We start from the raw sequence: 24,629 nt of genomic DNA, 5'->3' as shown, positions 1-24,629 counted from the left end.
GGAGACCGCTGTGGCGCACTTGCAACTGGCCGATGGCGTTTTGAATTACCAGATCGATGGCCCGGAAAACGCCCCGGTGCTGGTCCTGTCCAACTCGCTGGGCACCGACCTGGGCATGTGGGACACACAGATACCACTGTGGAGCCAGCACTTGCGCGTGCTGCGCTACGACACCCGTGGCCACGGTGGGTCGCTGGTCACTGAAGGCCCCTACAGCATCGATCAGCTGGGCCGTGACGTGCTGGCCCTGCTCGATGGCCTGGATATCGCCAAGGCGCACTTCGTCGGCCTGTCGATGGGCGGCTTGATCGGCCAGTGGTTGGGCATAAACGCCGGCGAGCGCCTGCACAGCCTGACCCTGTGCAACACCGCCGCCAAGATCGCCAACGACGAGGTGTGGAACACCCGTATCGACACCGTGCTCAAGGGCGGCCAGCAGGCCATGGTCGACCTGCGCGATGCCTCCATCGCCCGCTGGTTCACCCCGGGCTTCGCCCAGGCCCAGCCAGCGCAGGCCCAGCGCATCTGCCAGATGCTGGCGCAAACCAGCCCGCAAGGTTATGCCGGCAACTGCGCAGCGGTGCGTGATGCCGATTACCGCGAGCAACTGGGCCGTATCCAGGTGCCGGCGCTGATCGTTGCCGGTACCGAGGACGTGGTGACCACTCCGGAGCACGGCCGCTTCATGCAGGCCGGTATCGCGGGTGCCGAGTACGTCGACTTCCCGGCGGCGCACCTGTCCAACGTCGAGATCGGCGAGGCGTTCAGCCGCCGCGTGCTCGACTTCCTGCTGGCTCACTGAGGATACCGCCATGGACGAGAAACAACGTTACGACGCCGGCATGCAAGTACGCCGCGCAGTGCTTGGCGATGCCCACGTGGACCGCAGCCTGGAGAAGCTCAACGACTTCAACGGCGAGTTCCAGGAGATGATCACCCGCCACGCCTGGGGTGACATCTGGACTCGCCCTGGCCTGCCGCGCCATACCCGTAGCCTGATCACCATCGCCATGCTGATTGGCATGAACCGCAACGACGAGCTGAAGCTGCACCTGCGCGCGGCGGCCAACAACGGCGTGACCCGCGACGAAATCAAGGAAGTGCTGATGCAGAGCGCGATCTATTGCGGCATTCCGGCGGCCAATGCCACCTTCCACATGGCTGAGTCGGTGTGGGATGAGCTGGGTGTGGAGTCGCGTACCTGACCACTACGCGGTCCCTTGTAGGAGCGGCCTTGCGTCGCGATGGGCCGCGCAGCGGCCCCTAGGCTTCAGCTTCGCAGCCAATATTGCCGGGGCCGCTTCGCAGCCCTATCGCGACACAAGGCCGCTCCTACATAGAGCGCGCCACCACGGGCCCGGCGTTGGCCTCGACGGCGCGTTTCAGGGCCGGGCACAGGCCGAGCATGAATGCCGCTTCTGCCACCACGAACAACGGCCCGATGATCAATCCGCTGACATCGTCGACAAACGCCGGTTTGCGACCTTCGTAGTAATGGCCGACGAACTGGATGATCCAGCCCACCACGAACGCCCCCAGCCCGGTGCCGAGCCACAGCGCTGTCGTCTGCATCGCCAGCACCTGGCTGACCCACAGGCATAGCCCAAGCAACAACCCCATCACCAGGCCGAAGCGCAGGTCCAGGCGCAGGTAGAACCAGACCGAGGCCGCCGCCGCAGGCAGGGCAGGGGACAGCCACATGCCGGCTACCTCCCAGCCAGGGCGCGACAGCAGGATAGTGACCGCCAGCACGATCATCGGGATGCCGACGAAGTGGGTGGCGATGTTGCGTGGGTCGCGGTGGTAGCTGGCGTATTGGCTCAGGTGGTCGACGAGGGTTTTCATTGTTGTGCCTCCCTGGTTGCCTGATCGAGGTGTATTGCCTGTTCCGGCCCTTTCGCGGGTAAACCCGCTCCCACAGGGTCACCACAACTCCTGAGGGCTGCGCTGGACCTGTGGGAGCGGGTTTACCCGCGAAAGGGCCGGTACAGGCGACCGATATAGCTCAGGATAGCCCGCCCCTGCCACCATCATCAGCTCAGCGAATGGCAGCAGCCCGCACTGGCATATCCAGGCGCCGGGCATGTTGCAGCACCATCAGGCCTTCTGGGGTGGGCGGCAGGGCTTTGCTGGCCCGGTCGACCAGTGGGAAGCCGAAGCTGTGCTCCAGGCTCTGGATGGCACGGCTGAAGGCGGGTTGGGTGATGCCCATGGCCTCTTCGCGGGCACGCCCGCTCCCACAGGGACCGCACAGGTTTCAAGGCTGGTGTGGTCCTCGTGGGAGCGGGCGTGCCCGCGAAGAATTCAAAGCAGATTCAGCGGGTAACTCACGATCAACCGGTTCTCATCGAATGAGTTGGTGCTGAAGTCCCGGCGCATGGTGGAGTTGCGCCACTTCACCGACAGGTCCTTGAAGCTGCCCGACTGCACCACATAGGCCAACTCGGTTTCCCGCGCCCATTCCTTGCCATCGTCCACACCGCCTGCGGTCACGTTGTCACCCTTGATGTAGCGGTTCATCAAGGTCAGGCCTGGCACGCCGACGGTGGCGAAGTTGAAGTCATGGCGCACCTGCCAGGAGCGCTCCTTGGCGTTGTCGAAGCTGGAGTTGTAGCTGTCGTTTGCCAGGGTGCCGCCACTGGTGCCGTTCACCCGCATCCAGGCGTCGTCGCCGCTGACTTTCTGCAGGCCGACGTAGAAGGTGTGGCCCTGATAGCGTGCCGAGAGCATGGCCGAGGCGGTGCGGTTGTCCAGTTCGCCAGCGCGTTCGGCGCCGTCTTCCTTGCCGATGAAGTAGCCCAGGTTGGCGCCCAGGGTCCAGTCGCCCAGGGGTTGGCTGTGCACCAGGTTGAGGTACTGCTGGCGGTAGATATCCTTGAGCTGGGCATTCCACAGGCCGATCATGGTGCGCTTGTCGTTGAAGGTGTATTCGCCGCCGCCAAAGTTGAAACGGTCGGAGGTGAACGCTGCCTTGCCGTTCATCGACATGTCTTCCATGCTGGCGTCGTTGCGCGGGCTGTTGCCGCGGAACTGGCCGGCGTACAGGGTCAGGCCGGCGATTTCCTTCGAGGTCAGCTGGCCGCCGCGGAAGGTCTGCGGCAGCGAGCGGCCATCGTCCGAGCGCAGGATCGGCAGTACCGGCATCCACTCGCCCACTTTCAGCTCGGTTTCGGACAGCTTGGCTTTCAGTGCCACGCCCAGGCGGCCGAAGTCATCGGCGGGGCGGCCATCGTCGTGCACCGGTAGCAGGTGAGTATTGGTGGTGCCTTTGCCGCCATCGAGCTTGACCGAATACAGGCCCAGTACGTCCACGCCGAAACCGATGGTGCCTTGGGTAAAGCCGGAGCGGGCGTCAAGGATAAAGCTCTGCGTCCACTCTTCGGCCTTGGCCTGCGGGTGGGCCGGGTCGACGAAGTTGCGGTTGATGTAGAAGTTTCGCAGGTTGAGGGTGGCCTTGGCGTCCTCCAGGAAACCACCTTGGTCGGCGGCGAACACGGGGAGTGCGCAGGACATGGCCAACAGGCCGGGCAGCAGCTGACGTGCGGGTTGCAAAGTGCTCATCTGTCGTGGATCTCTTGTTTTTATGGGCGAGCCGGTACGCTGCAGGATGCGGCCTGCAGGTGCGGGTCTTTTGGGATGAACCGGGGCAACGTTGCGTGGGAGGATGTTGCGGGGTATGGCGGGGGTGAGGCAATTCGCCACAAGCGGAAGCGGGCGATAATCGAACGGAATGTTCTGGTTGGTTAATTGTTCTCCTGCACTGGCCTCTTCGCGGGTAAACCCGCTCCCACAGGTACTGCACAGCCTTCAGCATTGATGCAAAACATTGTGGGAGCGGGTTCACCCGCGAAGAGGCCTGCACAGACAACCGACAAACAAAAAGCCCACCGCTACAGGTGGGCTCTTTGCTATCACAGGGCTGATCAGCCTTTCGGTGCTTCCACCGCTGCCTGCTGGTTGTTGGCCTGCCCGGTCTGCTCGTACCAGCCACCGCCAAGCGCCTTGTACAGGTTGACCTCGCTGGTCAGCTGCGACAAGCGGTCACCGATCAGTGCCTGCTGGGCGCTGAACAGGTTGCGCTGGGCGTCGAGGAAGGTCAGGTTGCTGTCTATACCGATGCGATAGCGGCGCTCAGCCAGGCGGTAGTAGTCCTGGTTCGCCTGCACCAGGTCACGTTGCGCCTGCAGTTGCTCTTCGAAGGTCTTGCGCGCCGCCAGGCCATCGGAGACTTCCTGGAACGCGGTCTGGATGGTCTTTTCGTACTTGGCGACGTTGATGTCCTTCTGGATCTTCGAGTAGTCCAGGCTGGCCTTCAGGCTGCCGGCGTTGAAGATCGGCAGGTTGATCTGCGGCTGGAACAGCCAGGTGCCCTGGCCGCCCGAGAACAGGTGGCCCATGTCGGGGCTCAGGCTGCCGGCATTGGCGGTCAGGCTGATGCTCGGGAAGAACGCTGCGCGGGCCGCGCCAATGTTGGCATTGGCGGCCTTGAGCAGGTGCTCGGCTTCCTGGATGTCCGGGCGACGCTGGAGGATGTCCGACGGCAGGCCGGCCGGTACTTCGGCCAGTTGGTCGGCATTGAGCTCCAGCGGCTTGGCCAGGTCGGCGGGAATGCCGGTGCCCAGCAGCACGGTCAGGCTGTTGACGTCCTGGGCGACCAGGCGCTGGTACTGCGAGTACTTGACCCGGGCGCCTTCCACGGCGGTACGCGCCTGGCTGACGTCGAGTGCCGAGGCTACGCCGACTTCGTTGCTGCGACGGGTGAGGTTGTAGCTTTCCTCGTAGGTCTTCAGCGTTTCTTCGGTCAGCTTGAACAGCGCCTGGTCGGCCTGCCAGGTGTAGTAGGCGTTGGCCACACTGGCCACCAGGCTGATCTGCGTGGAGCGACGCGCCTGCTCGCTGGACAGGTAGGTTTCCAGGGCCTGCTCGGTCAGGCTGCGCACGCGGCCGAACAGGTCCAGCTCATAGGCGCTGACGCCCAGGGTGGCCGAGTACTGGCTGGTGATGCCTGCCTCGCCCGTCTGCGACATGTTCGCCGGTACGCGCTGGCGGCTGCCGCTACCGTTGGCCGAAACCGCAGGGAACAGGTCGGCACGCTGGATGCGGTACTGCGCACGGTAGGCGTCGATGTTCAACGCTGCAACGCGCAGGTCGCGGTTGTTCACCAGCGCGGTCTGGATCAGCTGCTGCAGGGCCGGGTCGTGGAAGAACTGACGCCAGCCCTGTTCGGCGGCGGCAACCTCCGCCGACTGCGTCGGCGAGTAAGCCGGGCCTTGCGGCCACTGCGCAGCCACCGGCGATTCCGGGGTCTGGTAGTCAGGGATCAGCGAGCAGCCGCCAAGAATGAAAGCGGTTACTGCCAGGGACAACAAAGACTTGGTCATTGCCCAGCCTCATAACGTGGAGTTTCAGGGGTGGCGTCTTTTTCCGGCTCTTTGCTGCCGAACAGTGACGACACTGCGACGAAGAACAGTGGTACCCAGAAGATAGCCAGCACGGTCGCACTGATCATGCCGCCGATCACGCCAGTACCGATGGCATGCTGGCTGCCGGCGCCGGCGCCGCTGGCGATAGTCAACGGTACCACGCCGAGGATGAACGCCAGCGAGGTCATGATGATCGGGCGCAGACGCATGCGGCACGCCTCGATCGCCGCGTCGTACAGGCTGCGGCCTTGCTCGTGCAGTTCCTTGGCGAATTCGACGATCAGGATGGCGTTTTTCGCCGCCAGGCCGATGGTGGTCAACAGGCCGACCAGGAAGTACACGTCGTTGGACAACCCGCGCAGGCTGGTGGCGATCAGGGCACCGATGATACCCAGCGGTACTACCAGTACCACGGCGATCGGGATCGACCAGCTTTCGTACAGGGCTGCCAGGCACAGGAACACAAACAGTACCGAGAGGGCGAACAGTGCCGGCATCTGCGAACCGGAGAGTTTTTCCTCGTAGGACATGCCGGTCCAGGAGAAGCCGATGCCGCTTGGCAGTTCGCCAGCAATGCGCTCGACCTCGGCCATGGCTTCACCGGTACTGTAGCCCGGGGCCGGCGCACCGAGGATTTCCATTGCCTCGACGCCGTTGTAACGCGACAGCTTCGGCGAACCGTAGGTCCATTCGCCTTTGGCGAAGGAGGAGAACGGCACCATTTCGCCAGCGCCGTTGCGCACGTACCACTTCTGCAGGTCTTCCGGGCTCATCCGCGCGTTCGGCTCGCCCTGGATGTACACCTTCTTGACCCGGCCACGGTCGATGAAGTCGTTGACGTAGCTGGCACCCAGGGCAATCGACAGGGTGTTGTTGATGTCGGCGATGGTCACGCCCAGGGCGCTGGCACGCTCGTCATCGATGGTCAGCTGGTACTGCGGCTCGTCGTTCAGGCCGTTCGGGCGCACGGCGCTGAGGATCTTGCTCTGCGCGGCCTTGGCCAGGAACTGGTTGCGCGCTTCCATCAGCTTGGCATGGCCGACACCGCCGCGGTCCTGCAGGAACACGTCGAAGCCGGTGGCGTTACCCAGTTCGAGCACCGCAGGCGGGGCAAAGGCGAACACCATCGCATCGCGGAAGGTGAAGAAGTGTTGCTGGGCGCGCTGGGCAAGGGCGAACACGCTGTTTTCCTTGGAGCGTTCATCCCACGGCTTGAGCATGATGAATGCCATACCCGAGCTCTGGCCACGGCCGGCGAAGTTGAAGCCGTTGACGGTGAAAACCGAAGCCACGGTGTCGGCCTCTTCGCTGAGCAGGTACTCACGCATCTGGTCGACCACCACCTGGGTGCGCTCGGCACTGGAGCCGGCCGGGGTCTGTACCTGGGCGAACAATACGCCCTGGTCTTCTTCCGGCAGGAACGCGGTAGGGATGCGGGCGAACAGCCAGATCATGCCGACCACGATCAGCGCGTAGGCCAGCAGGAACGGTACCTTGTTGCGCAGGATGGTGCCCACGCTGCGCTCGTAGCCGGTTACGCTGCGGTCGAAGTTGCGGTTGAACCAACCAAAGAAGCCGCGCTTGGCCACATGGTGCTCGCCCTTCTTCAGCGGCTTGAGCATGGTGGCGCACAGGGCCGGGGTGAAGATGAGCGCCACCAGCACCGACAGGCCCATGGCCGAAACGATGGTGATGGAGAACTGCCGGTAGATCACACCCGTTGAGCCGCCGAAGAACGCCATGGGCAGCAGTACCGCCGACAGCACCAGGGCGATACCCACCAGGGCACCCTGGATCTGCTCCATCGAGCGCTTGGTCGCTTCCTTGGGCGGCAAGCCTTCCTCGGACATCACCCGCTCGACGTTCTCCACCACGACGATGGCGTCGTCCACCAGCAAGCCGATGGCCAGGACCATGGCGAACATGGTCAGGGTGTTGATGCTGAAGCCGGCAGCGGCAAGGATGCCGAAGGTACCCAGCAACACAACCGGTACGGTCATGGTGGTGATGATGGTGGCGCGGAAGTTCTGCAGGAACAGGTACATCACCAGGAACACCAGGACCACGGCTTCGATCAGGGTGTGGATAACGCCACTGATCGATTCGGTGACCACCGGGGTGGTGTCATACGGGAATACCGCTTTCACCCCAGGCGGGAAGAACGGTTCCAGGTCAGCGATGGTCTGGCGCAGGGCCTTGGCGGTGTCCAGGGCGTTGGCACCGGTAGCCAGTTTAACTGCCAGGCCGGAGGCCGGCTTGCCGTTGAACTGGGCGCTGACGGCATAGTTTTCACCACCGAGGCCAACCTGGGCGACATCACCCAGACGCACCTGCGAACCGTCGCTGTTGACCTTGAGCAGGATCTTTTCGAACTGCTCGGCAGTTTGCAGGCGGGTCTTGCCGATGATGGTGGCGTTCAGCTGGGTACCCGGCATGGCCGGCAGGCCGCCGAGCTGGCCGGAGGATACCTGCACGTTCTGCGCGGCCACGGCGGTCTTGACGTCGACCGGGGTCAGCTGGAACTTGTTCAGCTTGGCCGGATCGAGCCAGATACGCATGGCGTACTGCGCACCGAACACCTGGAAGTCACCCACACCCGCGGTACGCGAGATCGGGTCCTGCATGTTGGAGACGATGTAGTTGGCCAGGTCGTCCTTGGTCATGCTGCCGTCTTCGGACACCAGGCCGATCACCAGCAGGAAGTTCTTCACTGCCTTGGTGACGCGGATACCTTGCTGCTGCACTTCCTGCGGCAGCAGCGGGGTGGCCAGGTTCAGCTTGTTCTGCACCTGCACCTGCGCGGTGTCTGGGTTGGTGCCCTGCTCGAAGGTGGCGGTAATGGTCATGCTGCCGTCGGAGTTACTTTCCGACGACACATAACGCAGGTTGTCGATACCGTTGAGCTGCTGCTCGATCACCTGTACCACGGTGTCCTGCACGGTTTGCGCCGAGGCGCCCGGGTAGGTCACGGCGATGGCGATGGCCGGCGGCGCGATGCTGGGGTACTGGTTGATCGGCAGCTTCAGGATCGACAAGGCGCCGACCAGCATGATCACCAAGGCGATCACCCAGGCGAAGATCGGGCGATCGATAAAGAACTTCGACATGGTTTACTCCGCTTTGGCGTCTGCTTTCGCCGCGTTGGCCTGAACAGGGCTGGCCGGCTTCTTGACGTTGGTGGCTTCGCTGACCTTGACCTCGACGCCCGGGCGCACGTACTGCAGCCCTTCGGTGATCAGGCGGTCACCCGGGTTCAGGCCTTCCTCGATCAGCCAGTCGCTGCCCAAGGTACGGTTGGCCTTGAGCTGGCGCAGTTCGACCTTGTTCTCCTGGTTGACCACCAGCGCGGTCGGCGCGCCTTTCAGGTCGCGGGTCACGCCCTGTTGCGGGGCCAGGATGGCGTTGGCGTTGACCCCGGCCTTGAGCCGCGCATGCACGAACATGCCTGGCAGCAGGGTGTGATCGGGGTTGGGGAAGAGGGCGCGCAGGGTGACCGAGCCGGTGGTCTCGTCGACCGCGACTTCGGAGAACTCCAGGCGGCCTTCCTGCTTGAACAGGCTGCCGTCTTCCAGCACCAGCTGCACCGAGGCGGCGTTGTCGCCGGCTTTCTGCAGCTGGCCGCTTTCCAGGTCACGGCGCAGCTTGAGGAGTTCGGCGGTGGACTGGGTGACGTCGACGTAGATCGGGTCGAGTTGCTGGATGGTGGCCATGGCGTTGGCCTGGCCATTGCTCACCAGTGCACCTTCGGTGAACGAAGAACGGCCGATACGGCCGCTGATCGGTGCCAGGACCTTGGTGTAGCGCAGGTCGATCTGCGCGCTTTTGAGCGAAGCCTCGGCCTGCAATCGTTTGGCATTGGCGTCGTCGTATTCCTGCTTGGAGACAGCCTGTTCGTCGATCAGCTGCTTGTAGCGCTCGGCCAGCGAGCGGGTAGCCTGCAGGTTGGCCTGGGCATTGGCCAGGTTGGCTTCGTACACGGCAGGGTCGATCTGGTACAGCTGCTGGCCTTCCTTGACCTCACTGCCTTCCTTGAACAGGCGCTTGAGGATGATGCCGTTGACCTGCGGGCGCACTTCGGCGACGCGGTAGGCAGTGGTACGCCCCGGCAATTCCGAGGTCAGGGTGAAGGCTTGGGGCTGGATGGTCACGACGCCGACCTGAGGAGCCTGCGCCGCTGGCGCTGCTTCTTCTTTCTTACAGCCACTGAGCAGGGTTGCCAGGGCGACGGCGGAAACCAGAGCGGTAACGGCTGGCTTGAATTGCATGAGGATCCTCGGGTCGCTGGAGCTGGGAGACGCTCAAGAGTAATGGAAGAGTCTTGATCTGGAAAAATTGCTATCCGGTGGATAAATAGCTTGCTAAGGAATATACTTACATTCATGGTTGTTTGTAAATACCGCTGGGTTGTACTCGGGTACTGCCACAGCTCTTGATTAGCTCCCCCCGCGAGGCACCCTGCAGAGGTGCCCCCGGAGTGTTCCCCGCACGCGCCGCGCGTTCGGGGCAGATGAGGTTTGTACTGCCATGGTCCGTCGAACCAAAGAAGAAGCCCAGGAAACCCGCGCCCAGATCATCGAGGCGGCGGAAAAGGCCTTCTACAAGCGCGGGGTTGCGCGAACCACCCTGGCCGACATCGCCGAACTGGCGGGTGTGACGCGAGGAGCGATCTACTGGCACTTCAACAACAAGGCCGAGTTGGTGCAGGCGTTGCTCGACAGCCTGCATGAAACCCATGACCACCTGGCGCGGGCGAGCGAAAGCGAGGACGAAGTGGACCCGCTTGGCTGCATGCGCAAGCTGTTGCTGCAAGTGTTCAACGAGCTGGTGCTCGATGCCCGAACCAGGCGTATCAACGAAATCCTGCATCACAAGTGCGAGTTCACCGATGACATGTGTGAAATTCGCCAGCAGCGCCAGGCAGCTGTGCTGGATTGCCATAAGGGCATCACCCTGGCGTTGGCCAATGCCGTGCGCCGGGGCCAGTTGCCAGGCGAGCTTGATGTCGAGCGCGCGGCGGTGGCCATGTTTGCCTATGTCGATGGCCTGATCGGGCGCTGGCTGTTGCTGCCTGACAGTGTCGATTTGTTGAAGGATGTCGAAAAATGGGTCGACACCGGGCTGGATATGCTGCGCTTGAGCCCGGCTCTGCGCAAATGACACTTTGTTAAGGATTGTGAGGGAGTGTTACCCCTTTGTGTTAAGGGGGGATTAATGCATTTCGGAATGCTCAGCTGTGCAGGTTCTGCCGGCGCGCCGAGATCTCTGTGGGAGCGGGTTTACCCGCGAACACCGGCGAAGCCGGTGCCATTCACCGCGCTGCCTTCTTCGCGGGTGAACCCGCTCCCACAGGGATCGCACAAGATGCAGGTTTGCAGCAAGGCAGCAGCCCACACAACGGTGCGGCCGACTTCAGCGTCCGCGCAGTTGCCGGTCGGGCAATGCAAGCGCTGCAAACAGTCCCAGCACAGCTACCCCGGCACTCCCCATCAGCAAATGCTGGAACGTTTCCAGCAACCGCCCCTGTGTCACCAGGTCCACTTCTCCGGCCTTCAGGCTCCCCAGCAACGGATTACCCAGCGACTCGAACCCGCCCTGGTGCAGCAGCGCCAGCAGCAGGCTGGACATGCAGGCCACCCCCATGGCCCCACCTAGCGAGCGGAACAGGTTGGTGGTGCTGGTGGCCACGCCGATGTCCTTGCTGTCCACCGCGCTTTGCGTGCCTACCAGCGAGGTCGGGAATTGCAGCCCGCAAGCGATGCCGGTCAGCAGCATGAACAGTGCACTGAGCAAGACCGACTGCGGCGGGGTCAGCGCCATGGCGAAAATGGCCAGTGGCATCAGCAGTGCGCCGGCCAGGATCTGCGGCTTGTAGCGCCCGGTCAGGCTGGTCATGCGCCCGCCGGTGAAGGCACCCATGGGTAGCCCCATCACCAGCGGCAGGAGGTGCAGGGCAGCACTGTCGGCGCCGGCACCGGTGATGCCCTGGTAGCGCAACGGCATGAGCATGGTCAGGGAGATCGACTGGAAGCTTGCGAAGAAGATCACGCCCCAGCACAGCACCGCCACGCGATTGCCGAACAGGCCGAGCGGCAGCAGCGGCTCCGGGCAGCGGCGCTCATGGGCAATGAACAGCATCAAGCCCAGCGCGGCGCAGGCGAACAAGGCCAGCACGGCCGGGGCGACCCAGGCGTGGCCCTGGCCGACCAGGGTAATGCCCAGCAACAGGCTACCCAGGCCGAGAATCAGCAAAACGGCACCCAGGTAATCCACCTGCGCCTCGCGGCGCTGCACCGGCATGCCGCCGAGGGCGCGGCGGATCGCCCACAGTGCAACCAGCCCCAGCGGCAGGTTGATCCAGAACACCCAGCGCCATGACAGGTATTCGGTCAACCAGCCGCCCAGCACCGGACCGGCGACACTGGCCACCGCGTACATGCTGCTGAAGTATCCCTGGTAGCGGCCGCGCTCTCGCGGGGGTACGAAGTCGCCGATGATCGCCTGGCTCACCGAGACCATGCCACCGGCACCAATGCCCTGCAGTACCCGGGCCAGCACCAGCTGTTGCATGTCCTGAGCCAGGGCGCAGGCGATCGAGGCCAGGGTGAACAGGCTGATGCCGGTGAGGATCATCCGGCGCCTTCCGTACAGGTCGCCCAGCTTGCCGTAGATCGGCACGGCGACAGTCATCGCCACCATGTAGCCGGAGATGACCCAGGCCAGCAGGCCGACATCGTTGAACTGCGCCGAGATCGCCGGCAGCGAGACAGCGACGATGGTCTGGTCCAGGGCGCCGAGGAAGATCGCCAGCATCAGGGCGGTGAGCACGTTGCGCAGGGTGGTGGGGAGCAGGGCGGCGGTCACGGGGATACCTTGTATGACGGTGGCGGCCTTCTTCGCGGGTAAACCCGCTCCCACAGGTCCGGTGTCGCTCCTGAGGACGGCGCGGTCCCTGTGGGAGCGGGTTTACCCGCGAATAGGCCAGCATGAAGTCCCCGAATTGTAACCTGAGTTAGGTAGCTTCCTATCCACTATCTGCATCCCCTATGCAAGATCGGCATTGGCGCATTCGTTCAGTGCTGCATGGCTGCGTGATATCGTTGGTATGCCACAGAGGCTGAAAATCGGGGCTTTGCACCAGCTTGGTGCAACATTATGCCGCAGGTTTTTGCGCCGCTGTCTCCCACACCTTTTATTCCTCTGCCTGCATGTCGAGCATGACCGCCCAGATGGCGACGGTTGGAACAGGCCAGGTAGACCCGATTACAGGGGTCGGTAGTTACCGTTCGAATTTCAACTTATTTTGCGGAGTGATCATGCCCAAGGCTTCCCATCAAGATCTGCGTTTTGCCTTCCGCGAGCTGCTCGCTTCAGGTTCCTGTTATCACACCGCATCGGTGTTCGACCCGATGTCGGCACGCATTGCCGCAGACCTGGGCTTCGAGGTCGGCATCCTCGGCGGCTCCGTCGCTTCGCTTCAGGTACTGGCTGCACCGGACTTCGCCCTGATCACCCTCAGCGAGTTCGTCGAGCAGGCCACCCGTATTGGTCGCGTGGCACAACTGCCGGTGCTGGCTGACGCCGACCACGGCTATGGCAACGCGCTGAACGTCATGCGCACAGTCATCGAACTGGAGCGCGCCGGCGTGGCTGCGCTGACCATCGAGGACACCCTGCTACCTGCCCAGTTCGGGCGCAAGTCCACCGACCTGATCCCGGTTGAAGAGGGCGTCGGCAAGATCCGTGCGGCGCTGGAGGCGCGGGTCGATTCGTCGCTGTCGATCATTGCCCGGACCAACGCTGGCGTGCTCACCACCGAAGAAATCATCGTGCGTACCCAGAGCTACCAGAAGGCCGGAGCCGACGGCATCTGCATGGTGGGGGTGAAGGACTTCGAACAACTCGAGCAGATTGCCGAGCACCTGACGGTGCCACTGATGCTGGTGACCTACGGCAACCCGAACCTGCGTGACGACGAGCGCCTGGCACGCCTGGGCGTGCGCATCGTCGTCGATGGTCACGCGGCCTACTTTGCCGCCATCAAGGCCACCTACGATTGCCTGCGGCTGCAGCGCGGCCAGCAGAACAAGTCGGAAAACCTCAGCGCCACCGAACTCTCGCACACCTACACCCAGCCAGAGGACTACATCCGCTGGGCGAAGGAGTACATGAGCGTCGAGGAGTGACAGTGCCATTCCTGTAGGAGCGGCTTTACAAGTCCTGATCCCACTCCGGTTCGTCCTTGAACCGCTGCACCAGAAAATCCAGCATGCTGCGCAAGGTCGCCGGCATGTGCTTGCGTGAGGTGTACACCGCATTCAGGTTCAGCTCGCGTGGCCTGGCTTCGGGCAGCAGGCGCACCAGTTCACCCCGGCGCAGGGCCTGCGCGGCCTGGTAGGTCGGCAGCATGGCGATACCTGCGCCGGCCAGCGCCGCTTTCTGCAGTGTCATCGCCTCGTTGGCACTGATGTTCCCCGCCACTGGCACGGCGACTTGCTGGCCGGCTACCTCGAAATGCCACAGGCTGTGGCCGAAGTAGGCATGTGTCAGGCAGTTGTGCCGGCTCAGTTCCTCGACCCGTTGCGGCGTGCCGTGCTCGCGCAGGTAGGCCGGTGCCGCACACACTGCCGAGCGGCATACGCTCAGGCGCCGGGCGATCAGGTTGGGGTCCAGGTCATTGCTGGTGCGGATGGCCAGGTCGATGCGCTCGTCCACCAGGTTGACCGTGCGATCGAGCATCTGTAGTTCCACCTTCACCCCGGGGTAGCGCCGGACGTAGGCGGCCACTGCATCCACCAGCTGGGCCTGGCCGAACGAGGTGCTGACGCTGATGCGCAGCGCGCCCCTGGGCGCGTCATCCGGCTGCTGCACCGCGGCCTGCAGGTCGCCAGCCAGTTCCAGCAATTGCCGGCAGCGAGGCAGGGTTTCCTGGCCGGCGGCGGTGAGGCTGAGCTTGCGTGTGGTGCGCTGCATCAGCCGTGCGCCAACCCAGTCCTCCAGCTCTGCCAGGTAGCGCGATACCACCGGCCGCGACAGTTGCAGATGATCCGCCGCCGCCGACTGGCTACCCAGGTCGACGACGGTGACGAAAACGCGCATGGCGTTGAGACGGTCCATGATTTGCCCGGTTTCAGAAACAAACTATGTTCGAGCATCGCATTTTTTGTAACGGATTGGGCAACTAAGCTGTTGGGCATTGTTCATCTGACGGGCGTTTGCGATGTCTCTTTTCACTCCCTTGCGTGGCCTGCTGCTGGCCTGTGTGACCCTGGCCGGCCCGGCGCTGGCTGCCGACCCCTTGCGGCTGGAGGTTTACAACCCCGGGCATGAGGCGATCTTCCCGGTCAGTTCGGTGATCGTCAGCGGCGAGCACGACGCCATCCTCGTCGATGCCCAGTTCGGCAAGGCCCAGGCCGAGCAGCTGGTGCAGCGCCTGCGGGCAGGCGGCAAGCAGCTGACCACTATCTACATCAGCCATGGCGACCCGGACTACTACTTCGGCCTGGATACCCTGACCCAGGCCTTCCCGGACGCCAAGGTGCTGGCGTCGGCCGCCACGGTTGCGCATATCCGCCAGACCATGGATGCCAAGCTGGCCTACTGGGGCCCGCAGATGGGCAGGGACAAGCCAGCGCGACTGGTGCTGCCGCAGGTGCTCGAAGGCAACCGCCTGACGCTGGAAGGGCAGGCCCTCGAGGTGGTCGGCCTGGACGGCCCGCAACCTGACCGCAGTTTTGTGTGGATCCCGTCGATCAAGGCGGTGGTCGGTGGCGTGGTGGTGTCGGAGAACATTCATGTATGGATGGCCGACACGCAAACGGCCAAGTCCCACGCCGACTGGCTCGGCACCCTGGCGCACATCGAAGCGCTGGCGCCGCGCACGGTCATACCCGGGCATTACCTGGGGGACAGCAGCCGATCGCTGCAGGCCGTGCGTTTCACGGCGAACTACATTCGTGATTTCGATGCCGAGACCGCCCAGGCGAAAGACGCCGGTGCGTTGATCGCGGCGATGAAGCGACGTTACCCGAGCCTGGCCGATGAAAGCTCGCTGGAGCTGGGGGCCAAGGTCGCCAAGGGCGAGATGAAATGGTAGTTCCGTTCAACTGATGGAGAGTATCCCATGAGCAAGATTGCAATCATCGGTGCCACCGGCCGCGCTGGCAGCCAGTTGCTGGAGGAGGCCCTGCGCCGTGGCCACAGTGTGCTGGCCATCGCCCGCGACCCGTCGCGGTTGCAGGGGCGGGAGGGGGTGACCGTCAAGGCGCTGGATGCCAAGGACAGCGCAGCCCTGCAAGCGGCGGTCGCGGGTGTGGATGCGGTGCTGAGTGCGGCGCATTTCTCGACCATCGAGCCACACGCCATCATCGAGCCAGTCAAACGGGCCGGGGTCAGGCGCCTGCTGGTGGTGGGTGGGGCCGGTAGCCTTTTGCTGCCGTCTGGGCATCGGGTGATCGACAGCCCGGACTTCCCCGAGGCATACAAGGCCGAGGCCACTGCCGGAGTGCGTTTCCTGGAAGCGTTGCAACGGGAGCCGAACCTGGACTGGACCTTCCTGTCGCCGTCGGCGGAGTTCGTTGAAGGTGAGCGCAGCGGGCATTACAAGCTGGGCAAGGATCATCTGTTGATCGGCGCGGATGGCAAGAGCTGGATCACCTTTGCCGATTACGCGATTGCCATGCTCGACGAACTGGAAAAGCCGGCGCATTCGCGGCAGCGTTTTACTGTCGGCTATTGAGTCGCCTGCTTCGCGGGCACGCCCGCTCCCACAGGTAAAGCACAGGTCTTGGAATCTGTGCTGTACCTGTGGGAGCGGGCGTGCCCGCGAAGAGGCCCTCACTGGCTGGCCTGGTGTTCCAGCCAATCTAGCAACTCCCCCAACCCCGCCGGCAAGCTCTTGGCCTGGCTCACCAGGTAATACCCCTTGCCGGTCATCACCTTCAGCGCAAACGGCATGCACAACCGCCCCCCGCGCAAGTCATCGCCGATCAGCGACCAGTCGCCGATGGCCACGCCGGTGCCCTGCGAGGCCATGGCCATCGCCATGTCCAGCGTCTCGAAATGCTGCTTCGGACCTTGAATGGCCAGCGTTGCCCCGGCTGCCTGCAGCCACAGCTGCCAGTCATGCTCATTCCGCGAGGGGTGCAGCAGCATGTGTCGCGCCAGGTCCTCGACCTGCTGCAACGGCACCGGCCCCTCGCGCAGTGACGGCGCGCACACCGGCGTCAGTTGCTCATCGAACAGCTTGCGCACGCGCAGCCCGTGGTTCGGCGCATCGCCATACACCACCGCCGCATCGAAACCCTCGCGGCGAAAGTCCACTCCATGTTGCACCGTGGTGGTCAGCTCCACCGGTACATCCGGGCGTAGCGCCTGCCATTCCATCAGGCGTGGCAGCAGCCAGCGCATCACGCAGGTCGGTGCCTTGAGCTGTAACGTAGCGCTGCGCCCACCCACCTCGCGCACCCCTTGTTCAATCAGCGCAAATACCTGTTGCACCCTTGGCAGCCAGTCCTGGCCTTCACGGGTCAGGCTCAACCCACGGGCCTGGCGCTGGAACAAGGCATAGCCCAGATGCTCTTCGAGGGCCGCGATCTGTCGGCTGACGGCGCCCTGGGTGATATGCAACTGCTGCCCGGCACGGGTGAAATTGCAGTGCTGGGCGGTGACCAGGAAGGTATGCAGGGCGGGCAGGGGCGGGAGGCGTTTCATTGTGCTGAGCCATGATTGCAGAACATGGCTAGTATGTGTTTTTTTGCATTGTGGCGATAGCCGTGGCTGGGTCCAATAGGGGCATAACCCAACCAAGATTCACGGTGAAACCCAATGGCGACCTGCGGCGAAGTACTGGTAAAACTCCTTGAAGGCTATGGCGTTGACCATGTCTTCGGCATTCCTGGTGTACATACCGTGGAGCTCTACCGCGGCCTGGCCGGCTCGTCCATCCGCCATGTCACCCCGCGCCACGAGCAGGGGGCCGGGTTCATGGCCGACGGCTATGCGCGGACCCGCGGCAAACCGGGGGTGTGCTTCATCATCACCGGCCCGGGCATGACCAACATCACCACCGCCATGGGCCAGGCCTATGCCGACTCGATCCCGATGCTGGTGATTTCCAGCGTGCAATCCCGCGACCAGCTGGGCGGTGGCCGTGGCAAGCTGCATGAGTTGCCTAACCAGGCCGCGCTGGTGTCGGGTGTGGCGGCATTTTCCCACACCCTGATGAGTGCCGATGACCTGCCGCAGGTGCTGGCTCGGGCATTCGCCGTGTTCGAAGGCGCCCGACCGCGCCCGGTGCATATCGAGATCCCGCTCGACGTGCTGGTCGAACCGGCCGATCACCTGCTGCCGGGGCGCGTGGTGCGCAGTAGCCGGGCAGGGGCAGCGCCGCAGGCCGTGGCGCAGATGGCCGAGCGCCTGGCCAATGCACGGCGGCCATTGATCCTGGCCGGGGGCGGCGCATTGGCCGCGGGCGCCGCGCTGGCGCGCCTGGCCGAACAGCTGCAGGCGCCGGTGGCGCTTACCATCAATGCCAAGGGGCTGCTGCCGGCCAGCCACCCCCTGCAGATCGGCTCGACCCAGTCACTGCCAGCCACACGGGCGCTGGTGGCCGAGGCCGATGTGGTGCTGGCGATCGGCACCGAACTGGCCGAAACCGACTATGACGTGACCTTCAAAGGTGGTTTCGAGATCCCGGGCAGCCTGTTGCGCATCGACATCGACCCGGACCAGACCGTGCGCAATTACCTGCCGACGCTGTCGCTGGTGGCCGATGCCGAACTGGCCGCCGAGGCGCTGCTCGGTGCCTTGCAGGCGCTGCCGCAACCCGTGCGTGAAAGCACGTGGGGCGCGGCCCGGGTGGCCAAGCTGCGCCAGGCACTGGCGGCGGGTTGGGACCAGCCGACCCTGAGCCAGACGCGTTTGCTGAATGCAATTATCGAGCGCCTGCCCAATGCCATTCTGGTGGGCGATTCGACCCAACCGGTGTACACCGGCAACCTGACCCTGGACATGGACCAGCCACGCCGTTGGTTCAATGCCTCGACCGGCTACGGCACCTTGGGTTACGCATTGCCGGCGGCCATGGGCGCCTGGCTGGGCAGCGCGGAGCAGGTCGGTGAGCGTGCCCCTGCGGTGTGCCTGATTGGTGATGGCGGTTTGCAGTTCACCTTGCCGGAGCTGGCCAGCGCGGTGGAAGCGCAGGTACCGCTGATCGTGCTGCTGTGGAATAACCAGGGGTACGAGGAAATCAAGAAGTACATGGTCAACCGGGCCATCGAGCCAGTCGGGGTGGATATCCATACGCCGGACTTCATCGGTGTGGCGCGGGCCCTGGGCGCGGCGGCGGAGCAGGTGGCAGATGTGGCGCAGCTGCAGGTGGCGTTGGGGCAGGCAGTGGAGCGCAAGGGGCCGACCTTGATCCAGGTTGACCAGAATCAGTGGCAGGGGGCTGTGTTGGGTTGAGGTGAAGCTATTGTCTGTACCGGCCCTTTCGCGGGTGAACCCGCTCCCACAGGTACTGCACAGTTATCAATATCTGTGCAAAACCTGTGGGAGCGGGTTTACCCGCGAAGAGGCCGGCACAGGCAAAGCCAAACTCAGCCAGCAGTCGCCCGCAACCTGGCCACATCACGAATCGGCGGCGCGCCATACAGCCGGCTGTATTCACGGCTGAACTGTGACGGGCTTTCATACCCCACCCGGTAGGCCGCCACCGCTGCCTCGAGGCCGTCATTGAGCATCAATCGCCGTGCCTCCTGCAGGCGCAGTTGCTTCTGGTACTGCAACGGGCTCATCGACGTCACGGCCTTGAACCGGTGGTGCAAGGTCGAGGTGCTGAGGTTGACTTCACGCGCCAGATCCTCGATGCGCAAAGGCCGCTGGTAGTTCTGGTTGAGCCAGGTGATGGCCTGACAAACCCGGTGGGTCTGGCTGTTGGCCAAGGCGATTTCGTACAACCGATAGCCCTGCGGCCCGCGCAGCAGGCGGTACAGAATCTCCCGGCGGAACAGCGGCGCCAGCATCGCGATGTCGCGAGGGGTGTCCAGCAGGCGTATCAGCCGCAGCAAGGCGTCGAGCAACGCGGCATCGGTTCTTTCCACATACAAGCCACGACCGGAAGGCCGGTTGGGCACCAGCATCGGTCCGCTTTCGGCGATCAGCTGGCTGATTTCGGCCGGGTCAAGGTCCATGCGCAGGCCAAGGCTCGGGTGCTCGGGGCTGGCGTCGAGCTTTACGCCGCTAAGCGGCAAGGTTACCGAGACCACCATGTAGTGCAGCGGGTCATAGGCGTACTGCTCGTCACCCAGGAACAGGCTTTTGCTGCCCTGGGCGAGGATGCACAGCGCAGGTTGCGCCAGCGTCGGTACCGAGCGCACGTTCTCGGTGTACCGCACCAGGTACAGGTCATCGATGGCCGATGCCGGGCCGTGAGGCTCCCCGGCGTGGCGGCGGATCAGCTCGGCCAGCTCCTGGCGTTGCAGTTCCAGGCTTGGGTCGATGGACGTGGCGATGGTCATGATGGCTTTCCTCTGCTGACCGACGCAGCATAGGTTTGGGCAATGGCGGGCGCTAGTCAAAAGCTGCACGCCGATTGCCTGATCCTGCCGCGCTGCAGGATCAGGCAATCGGCGAGCAGTAATGGCCTAACGTGTCGCGCGGGCGAGGCCCTAACCTTGGCAGCCTGGCTTTTTCGTCCGCCTGCTTCAAGGAGATTGTGCAATGACCCCGACACAACCGGTCACCCACCTTGCTTTCATCCGTGCCAGCAGCGGGCGCTCGGCGGAGCTGGGCGCGCGCCTGCGTGACCTGCTCGAGCCCTCGTTGCGAGCACCGGGCTGCCTGAGTTTTTCGGTGCAGCGTTCGCAGGCTGATGCCGATTTATGGTTGCTCAGTGGCAGCTGGCAAGACCAGCAGGCGATGAGTGGCTACTTTGCTTCGCCGACACTGGAAGTGTTTGGTGAGTTGGTGCAGGAACAGGTGGTCAGTAGCCTGGATCTGCATACCTTTGATTGAGGTGTTGCCTGTTCTGGCCTCATCGCCGGCAAGCCAGCTCCCACAGGTTTATCGCAGGTTTCGAGGGCGGTGCAGTACCTGTGGGAGCTGGCTTGCCGGCGATAGGGCCGGTACAGATGAATAGGGTAAGATGCTGCCCTTGATCAACCTGGTAGATAGCAACATGGCACGTAGAGAATTCCCGCATTTCGAAGCGGTTTCGGCGATGGTCCCGGTGGAAGGTGGCGGCTACAACGCGGCCATCGCGGTCAAGGCCCTGGGCATGGGTGGCGCGCCGCGCTTTCACAAGATTCTCGACGGCCAGGTGTTCCAGGGCGCCGTGGCCGCCGACGAAGCGGCCACGGCCGAGCTGCAACGCCTGCAGGGCGTCAGCGAAGAGGGTGAGCTGATCTGGTGATCAGGCCGGTGGGCGGGCCATCTTGAACAGGTTGCCCAGCTCGAAATAATCTGCCGGGCCACCACCACGCAGGATCGGCTCGGCGGCAGCGGTATCGTAGATGCCGTTCTTCAACAGGTGCTCGGCAATGTGCACCGCCACCACTTCACCCAGGATCAACCAGCTGGGCACCAGTTCCTGGTCGGCCCGCTTGAGCTGGACGATCTGGCTGACCTTGCACTCGAAAGCCACTGGGGTTTCGCCGACACGCGGCACATTGACGATGCTCGATGGCGTGGCGGTGAGGCCGCTCAATTCGAATTCGCTTACCTCGGCGGCAACCGGTGCGCAGCTCTGGTTCATCTGCTCGGCCAACGTGCGAGTGGCCAGGTTCCAGACGAACTCGCCGGTCTGCTCGATGTTGTTCAGGCTGTCTTTGCGCCCGACGCTGCAGAAACCGATGATTGGCGGAATGTAGTTGAAGGCGTTGAAGAAGCTGTAGGGCGCCAGGTTCAGGCGGCCTTCGCGGTCCTGTGAGGAGATCCAGCCGATAGGGCGGGGGCCGACGATGGCGTTGAACGGGTCGTGGGGAAGGCCGTGGCCTTTTGCGGGTTCGTAGTAATACATCTGTGCTGGGCTTGCTGGCCCTACCTCTTGGTGGACAAGGCGCCTAGTGTGCCAAGCCTGTGCCCGCCTGCAAATGATCAAGCCCGGCCGAAGCCGGGCTGGGTGCTCGCATCAGGGATCAGCTGATGCGGTGGGCGTTGGTGCGGTTGAAGCCGTCTTCGGCGAAGCGCTGGCCACCGGTGCGGTCGAAGCCGTCTTCGGCGAAGCGTTGACCACCGGTGCGGTCGAAGCCGTCTTCGGCGAAGCGTTGGCCACCAGTGCGGTCGAAGCCGTCTTCGGCGAAGCGCTGGCCACCGGTGCGGTCGAAGCCATCTTCAGCGAAGCGCTGGCCGCCAGTACGGTCGAAACCATCTTCAGCGTAGGCAGCGGATTGGCTCTGGGTCGCTGCGAAGGTGTGGGCGTTGGTGCGGTTGAAGCCATCTTCGGCGAAAGCGCCAGCAGCGAAAACCGAGAGGGCCAGGGTAAGGATCAGTTTGTTTTTCATGGTCGTTGCTCCAGGGGTTTTTGAGGTTGTTTTGTTTCTATGGGTTTAATCCTACGCCGATTAATTTGATTAAAAAGCGCAAATAGTAGCGCTTGAAAATCGAATAGTTCGATATGTGTTGGCGTGCATCTTGTGGCTCGGGCAGCGGTTCTGGCTCAGGATGTGCCCGCCCATGCGCCGACGTTCTGCCAGCCATTTCAGCTTGAGGCGGTGGAATTAATGAGGCGTTAAGGATGAAAAATTTGTCATTGAAGGCTGCTGAACGCATTTTTCATACATCACCAACCGATTTTTCAAATGCTGCTCAGCACCATCGCCGCACCTCAAACCGGAGCGGCACAACAATGAACAAACTTCCGCAAATCACCTTGGCCTTCTGGGTCATGAAGATCTGCGCTACCACCCTTGGCGAAACGGCGGGGGATTTGCTGTCGATGACCCTGAACATCGGCTATGCCCTCAGTTCGTTGCTGCTTATCAGCGTGTTCCTGCTGACCTTGCTCGGCCAGCTGTACTCGCGCCGCTACCACCCGATGCTGTACTGGCTGGTGATCCTCTCCACCAGCACCGCCGGCACCACCATGTCCGACTTCATGGACCGCACCCTGGGCCTGGGCTACGCCGCGGGTTCGGCCATCCTCATCGGCATCCTGCTGCTGACCTTCCTGGTATGGCGCCTGAGCGGCAACCCGCTGGATGTCACCCGCATCAAGAACCGCACGGGCGAATTGTTCTACTGGGTGGCGATCCTGTTTTCCAACACCCTCGGCACGGCGCTGGGCGATTACCTGGCCGATGACTCGGGGCTCGGTTTTGCCGGTGGCGCACTGTTGATCGGCAGTGCCATCGCCTTGGTAGTGGTGGCCCGCTACTGGACACGCATCCCTGGCGTGGTGTTGTTCTGGGTTGCGTTCGTGCTTACCCGCCCGTTCGGCGCCACCTTGGGCGACTTCCTCACCAAGCCCCACGAGAAGGGCGGTTTGGACTTCGGCACGGTCGGCTCTTCGGCGGTGCTGGGAGGGGTGTTGTTGGTACTGGTGCTGATGGCCACCTGGTACCAGCGCCGTGAGCCGCGTCAGGCGTTGGAGATGTCCTGAGCCTGCTTTCCGATACCAGTGAGCCGATTAATTGGGCTATTCGGCTCACATGTTGAGCCGAACAGGATTTCTAATCGGCTCATCAGAAGGCTTCGGAGGTATGGCTTGATGTTTGCGCTGTTGCTGAAATCGAGCGCCGTCCGCGCGGTGCGTCTCGCATGCGCTGGAGCCCTAAAACCGTACACCTGGATTGCATGACGCATTCGCATGTATGAAAAAAGGCGCCCCGATAACGGGGCGCCCTTCTTGATTACGGCAAGCTCACACTCACTCAGTGGTAATCCGCGAGTGCTGCTTGGTGTCCTTCATGGTTGCGTAAACCAGCAGCGAGCAGGCGATGCAGGCGGTCACGTACCAGTAGAAGCCACTCTCCATGCCGGCGCTCTTGAACCACAGGGCCACGTACTCGGCGGTGCCGCCGAAGATCGACACGGTCAGGGCGTACGGCAGGCCCACGCCCAGAGCGCGGATTTCGGTAGGGAACAGCTCGGCTTTGACCACGGCGTTGATCGAGGTGTAGCCGCTGACGATGATCAGCGCCGCCATGATAAGGAAGAACGCGCCCCACCAGGTCTGGATGGTGTGCAGGGTGCTGAGGATCGGTACGGTGAACAGGGTGCCGAGCACGCCGAAGGCGATCAGGATCGGGCGTCGACCGATTTTGTCGGACAGGCCGCCGATCACCGGCTGCAGGCACATGAACAGGAACAGCGTGGCGGCCGAGATGGTGGTCGAGTCGCTGATGCTCATGCCAACGGTGTTGACCAGGTACTTCTGCATGTAGGTGGTGTAGGTGTAGAAGGCCAGGGTGCCGCCCATGGTCAGCCCGACCACGGTCATCAGCTCCTTGGGGTGGCGCAGCAGGGTGCGCATCAGGCTTTCCTTGGCCTTTTCCTTCTTGGTGAAGGAGGCGGTTTCTTCCATGCCGCGACGCAGGTACAGGGCCACCACGGCGCACAGTGCACCGATCACGAACGGTACGCGCCAGCCCCAGGCATACAGCTGCTCGGTGGTCAGGGTCTGTTGCAGGACGATCAGTACCGCCAGGGCGATGAGCTGGCCGGAGATCAGGGTGACGTACTGGAAGCTGGAGAAGAAACCACGGCGGTCCTTGCTGGCCATCTCGCTGAGGTAGGTGGCCGAGGTGCCGTATTCACCACCCACCGACAGGCCCTGCATCAGGCGTGCAATGACCAGCAGGATGGGTGCGGCGACTCCGATGGTTTCGTAACCCGGGGTCAGGGCGATGACCAGCGAGCCTGCGCACATCAGTAGTACCGAGGCCATCAATGCGGCCTTGCGGCCTTTGCGGTCGGCGTACAGGCCCATCAACCAGCCACCGATCGGGCGCATGAGGAAGCCCACGGCGAAGATCGCGGCGGTATTGAGCAATTGTGCGGTGGAATCGCCGGCCGGGAAGAAGGCCTTGGCGAAGTACAGCGAGAATGCGGCGTAGACGTACCAGTCGTACCATTCGACCATGTTGCCGATGGACCCGCTGAAGATCGACTTCAGGCGGCTGGCGGTGGTTTTTTCTGTGGCAGGCGCGGTGGACGCCCCGGCTGGCAGGGAGGTGGCATTATCCATCAGGGATACCTTCTCGTTGTTTT

22 protein-coding genes and 1 pseudogene are annotated in these 24,629 nt (G+C 63.3%); 10 read left to right on the top strand and 13 right to left on the bottom strand.

Features of this window, described 5'->3' with window-relative positions:
- The first annotated feature begins 10 nt into the window (after nucleotides 1–10).
- On the top strand, nucleotides 11–802 hold the full coding sequence (pcaD, locus tag E5221_RS23105) for a 3-oxoadipate enol-lactonase (RefSeq protein ID WP_039613769.1): 792 nt from the start codon (nucleotides 11–13) through the stop codon (nucleotides 800–802).
- A gap of 10 nt (nucleotides 803–812) precedes the next feature.
- Nucleotides 813–1,205: a 4-carboxymuconolactone decarboxylase gene (pcaC, locus tag E5221_RS23100; RefSeq protein WP_013974040.1), complete on the top strand. Its 393-nt coding sequence runs from the start codon at nucleotides 813–815 to the stop codon at nucleotides 1,203–1,205.
- A 127-nt stretch (nucleotides 1,206–1,332) separates the two neighbouring features.
- Here pcaC and E5221_RS23095 read toward each other — a convergent pair whose 3' ends face one another.
- From E5221_RS23095 to ttgA, 6 genes and pseudogenes are all read right to left on the bottom strand, one after another.
- A complete protein-coding gene (locus E5221_RS23095; protein WP_247846516.1) occupies nucleotides 1,333–1,845 on the bottom strand; it encodes an Mpo1-like protein in 513 nt (170 codons plus the stop codon).
- A gap of 202 nt (nucleotides 1,846–2,047) precedes the next feature.
- Nucleotides 2,048–2,218: pseudogene (locus E5221_RS23090) on the bottom strand (LysR family transcriptional regulator); the annotation flags it as partial.
- 86 nt (nucleotides 2,219–2,304) lie between these two features.
- Nucleotides 2,305–3,561 (bottom strand): OprD family porin, encoded by a 1,257-nt coding sequence (locus E5221_RS23085; protein ID WP_061550400.1) that lies wholly within the window; start codon nucleotides 3,559–3,561, stop codon nucleotides 2,305–2,307.
- A 362-nt stretch (nucleotides 3,562–3,923) separates the two neighbouring features.
- Nucleotides 3,924–5,381 (bottom strand): AdeC/AdeK/OprM family multidrug efflux complex outer membrane factor, encoded by a 1,458-nt coding sequence (locus E5221_RS23080; RefSeq protein WP_039613768.1) that lies wholly within the window; start codon nucleotides 5,379–5,381, stop codon nucleotides 3,924–3,926.
- Nucleotides 5,378–8,530: a multidrug efflux RND transporter permease subunit TtgB gene (gene ttgB, locus E5221_RS23075; RefSeq protein ID WP_061550399.1), complete on the bottom strand. Its 3,153-nt coding sequence runs from the start codon at nucleotides 8,528–8,530 to the stop codon at nucleotides 5,378–5,380. Before ttgB ends, E5221_RS23080 begins: the two co-directional genes overlap by 4 nt.
- A 3-nt stretch (nucleotides 8,531–8,533) precedes the next feature.
- Nucleotides 8,534–9,688: a toluene efflux RND transporter periplasmic adaptor subunit TtgA gene (ttgA, locus tag E5221_RS23070; protein ID WP_013974035.1), complete on the bottom strand. Its 1,155-nt coding sequence runs from the start codon at nucleotides 9,686–9,688 to the stop codon at nucleotides 8,534–8,536.
- A gap of 259 nt (nucleotides 9,689–9,947) precedes the next feature.
- Here ttgA and ttgR point away from each other — a divergent pair, with 259 nt between their 5' ends.
- The gene (gene ttgR / locus E5221_RS23065) at nucleotides 9,948–10,580 is read left to right on the top strand and encodes an efflux transport transcriptional regulator TtgR (RefSeq protein WP_013974034.1); all 633 of its coding nucleotides are present in this window, start codon (nucleotides 9,948–9,950) and stop codon (nucleotides 10,578–10,580) included.
- A gap of 252 nt (nucleotides 10,581–10,832) precedes the next feature.
- Here the strand turns inward: ttgR and E5221_RS23060 are convergent, their stop codons facing one another.
- Nucleotides 10,833–12,284 (bottom strand): MDR family MFS transporter, encoded by a 1,452-nt coding sequence (locus E5221_RS23060; RefSeq protein ID WP_247846515.1) that lies wholly within the window; start codon nucleotides 12,282–12,284, stop codon nucleotides 10,833–10,835.
- Nucleotides 12,285–12,736: 452 nt separating this feature from the next.
- On the opposite strand from E5221_RS23060, the gene E5221_RS23055 reads away from it, so the two are divergent.
- On the top strand, nucleotides 12,737–13,606 hold the full coding sequence (locus tag E5221_RS23055; protein WP_003259571.1) for an oxaloacetate decarboxylase: 870 nt from the start codon (nucleotides 12,737–12,739) through the stop codon (nucleotides 13,604–13,606).
- Nucleotides 13,607–13,631: 25 nt separating this feature from the next.
- Here the strand turns inward: E5221_RS23055 and E5221_RS23050 are convergent, their stop codons facing one another.
- Complete coding sequence (locus tag E5221_RS23050) at nucleotides 13,632–14,537, bottom strand: LysR family transcriptional regulator (RefSeq protein ID WP_061550397.1); 906 nt, start codon at nucleotides 14,535–14,537, stop codon at nucleotides 13,632–13,634.
- 103 nt (nucleotides 14,538–14,640) lie between these two features.
- On the opposite strand from E5221_RS23050, the gene E5221_RS23045 reads away from it, so the two are divergent.
- Together E5221_RS23045 and E5221_RS23040 are read left to right on the top strand one after the other, a co-directional pair.
- Nucleotides 14,641–15,516 (top strand): MBL fold metallo-hydrolase, encoded by an 876-nt coding sequence (locus E5221_RS23045; protein WP_061550396.1) that lies wholly within the window; start codon nucleotides 14,641–14,643, stop codon nucleotides 15,514–15,516.
- A 27-nt stretch (nucleotides 15,517–15,543) separates the two neighbouring features.
- Nucleotides 15,544–16,158, top strand: a complete 615-nt coding sequence (locus tag E5221_RS23040) for an NAD(P)-dependent oxidoreductase (RefSeq protein WP_061550395.1) — start codon at nucleotides 15,544–15,546, stop codon at nucleotides 16,156–16,158.
- A 98-nt stretch (nucleotides 16,159–16,256) separates the two neighbouring features.
- Here the strand turns inward: E5221_RS23040 and E5221_RS23035 are convergent, their stop codons facing one another.
- Nucleotides 16,257–17,132, bottom strand: a complete 876-nt coding sequence (locus tag E5221_RS23035) for a LysR substrate-binding domain-containing protein (protein WP_247846514.1) — start codon at nucleotides 17,130–17,132, stop codon at nucleotides 16,257–16,259.
- A gap of 114 nt (nucleotides 17,133–17,246) precedes the next feature.
- Here E5221_RS23035 and E5221_RS23030 point away from each other — a divergent pair, with 114 nt between their 5' ends.
- Nucleotides 17,247–18,884 carry a 5-guanidino-2-oxopentanoate decarboxylase gene (locus E5221_RS23030; RefSeq protein ID WP_061550393.1) on the top strand — a complete coding sequence of 546 codons (1,638 nt, stop codon included), beginning with the start codon at nucleotides 17,247–17,249 and terminating at the stop codon, nucleotides 18,882–18,884.
- A 134-nt stretch (nucleotides 18,885–19,018) separates the two neighbouring features.
- Here the strand turns inward: E5221_RS23030 and E5221_RS23025 are convergent, their stop codons facing one another.
- Nucleotides 19,019–19,939 (bottom strand): AraC family transcriptional regulator, encoded by a 921-nt coding sequence (locus E5221_RS23025; protein WP_003258430.1) that lies wholly within the window; start codon nucleotides 19,937–19,939, stop codon nucleotides 19,019–19,021.
- Nucleotides 19,940–20,141: 202 nt separating this feature from the next.
- Between E5221_RS23025 and E5221_RS23020 the strand changes: the two genes are divergently transcribed.
- Both E5221_RS23020 and E5221_RS23015 read left to right on the top strand, forming a co-directional pair.
- Complete coding sequence (locus tag E5221_RS23020) at nucleotides 20,142–20,435, top strand: antibiotic biosynthesis monooxygenase family protein (RefSeq protein ID WP_003258431.1); 294 nt, start codon at nucleotides 20,142–20,144, stop codon at nucleotides 20,433–20,435.
- Nucleotides 20,436–20,565: 130 nt separating this feature from the next.
- A complete protein-coding gene (locus E5221_RS23015; protein WP_247846513.1) occupies nucleotides 20,566–20,832 on the top strand; it encodes a hypothetical protein in 267 nt (88 codons plus the stop codon).
- Here the strand turns inward: E5221_RS23015 and E5221_RS23010 are convergent, their stop codons facing one another.
- Both E5221_RS23010 and E5221_RS23005 read right to left on the bottom strand, forming a co-directional pair.
- Nucleotides 20,833–21,438, bottom strand: coding sequence for a flavin reductase family protein (locus E5221_RS23010; RefSeq protein WP_013974025.1), 606 nt, complete (start codon nucleotides 21,436–21,438; stop codon nucleotides 20,833–20,835).
- A 118-nt stretch (nucleotides 21,439–21,556) separates the two neighbouring features.
- Nucleotides 21,557–21,922, bottom strand: coding sequence for a hypothetical protein (locus E5221_RS23005; protein WP_015271636.1), 366 nt, complete (start codon nucleotides 21,920–21,922; stop codon nucleotides 21,557–21,559).
- Between the two features lie 344 nt (nucleotides 21,923–22,266).
- Between E5221_RS23005 and E5221_RS23000 the strand changes: the two genes are divergently transcribed.
- The gene (locus E5221_RS23000; protein ID WP_025340470.1) at nucleotides 22,267–23,019 is read left to right on the top strand and encodes a membrane protein; all 753 of its coding nucleotides are present in this window, start codon (nucleotides 22,267–22,269) and stop codon (nucleotides 23,017–23,019) included.
- A 267-nt stretch (nucleotides 23,020–23,286) separates the two neighbouring features.
- Here E5221_RS23000 and E5221_RS22995 read toward each other — a convergent pair whose 3' ends face one another.
- A complete protein-coding gene (locus E5221_RS22995) occupies nucleotides 23,287–24,606 on the bottom strand; it encodes an MFS transporter (protein WP_003258436.1) in 1,320 nt (439 codons plus the stop codon).
- Between the last annotated feature and the right edge of the window lie 23 nt (nucleotides 24,607–24,629).

The organism is Pseudomonas sp. A2 (assembly GCF_023100865.1).
Classification (GTDB): Bacteria; Pseudomonadota; Gammaproteobacteria; order Pseudomonadales; family Pseudomonadaceae; genus Aquipseudomonas; species Aquipseudomonas asiatica.
The sequence above is the reverse complement of the archived record's forward strand: the minus strand, read 5'-3'. Positions and strand labels throughout refer to the sequence as shown.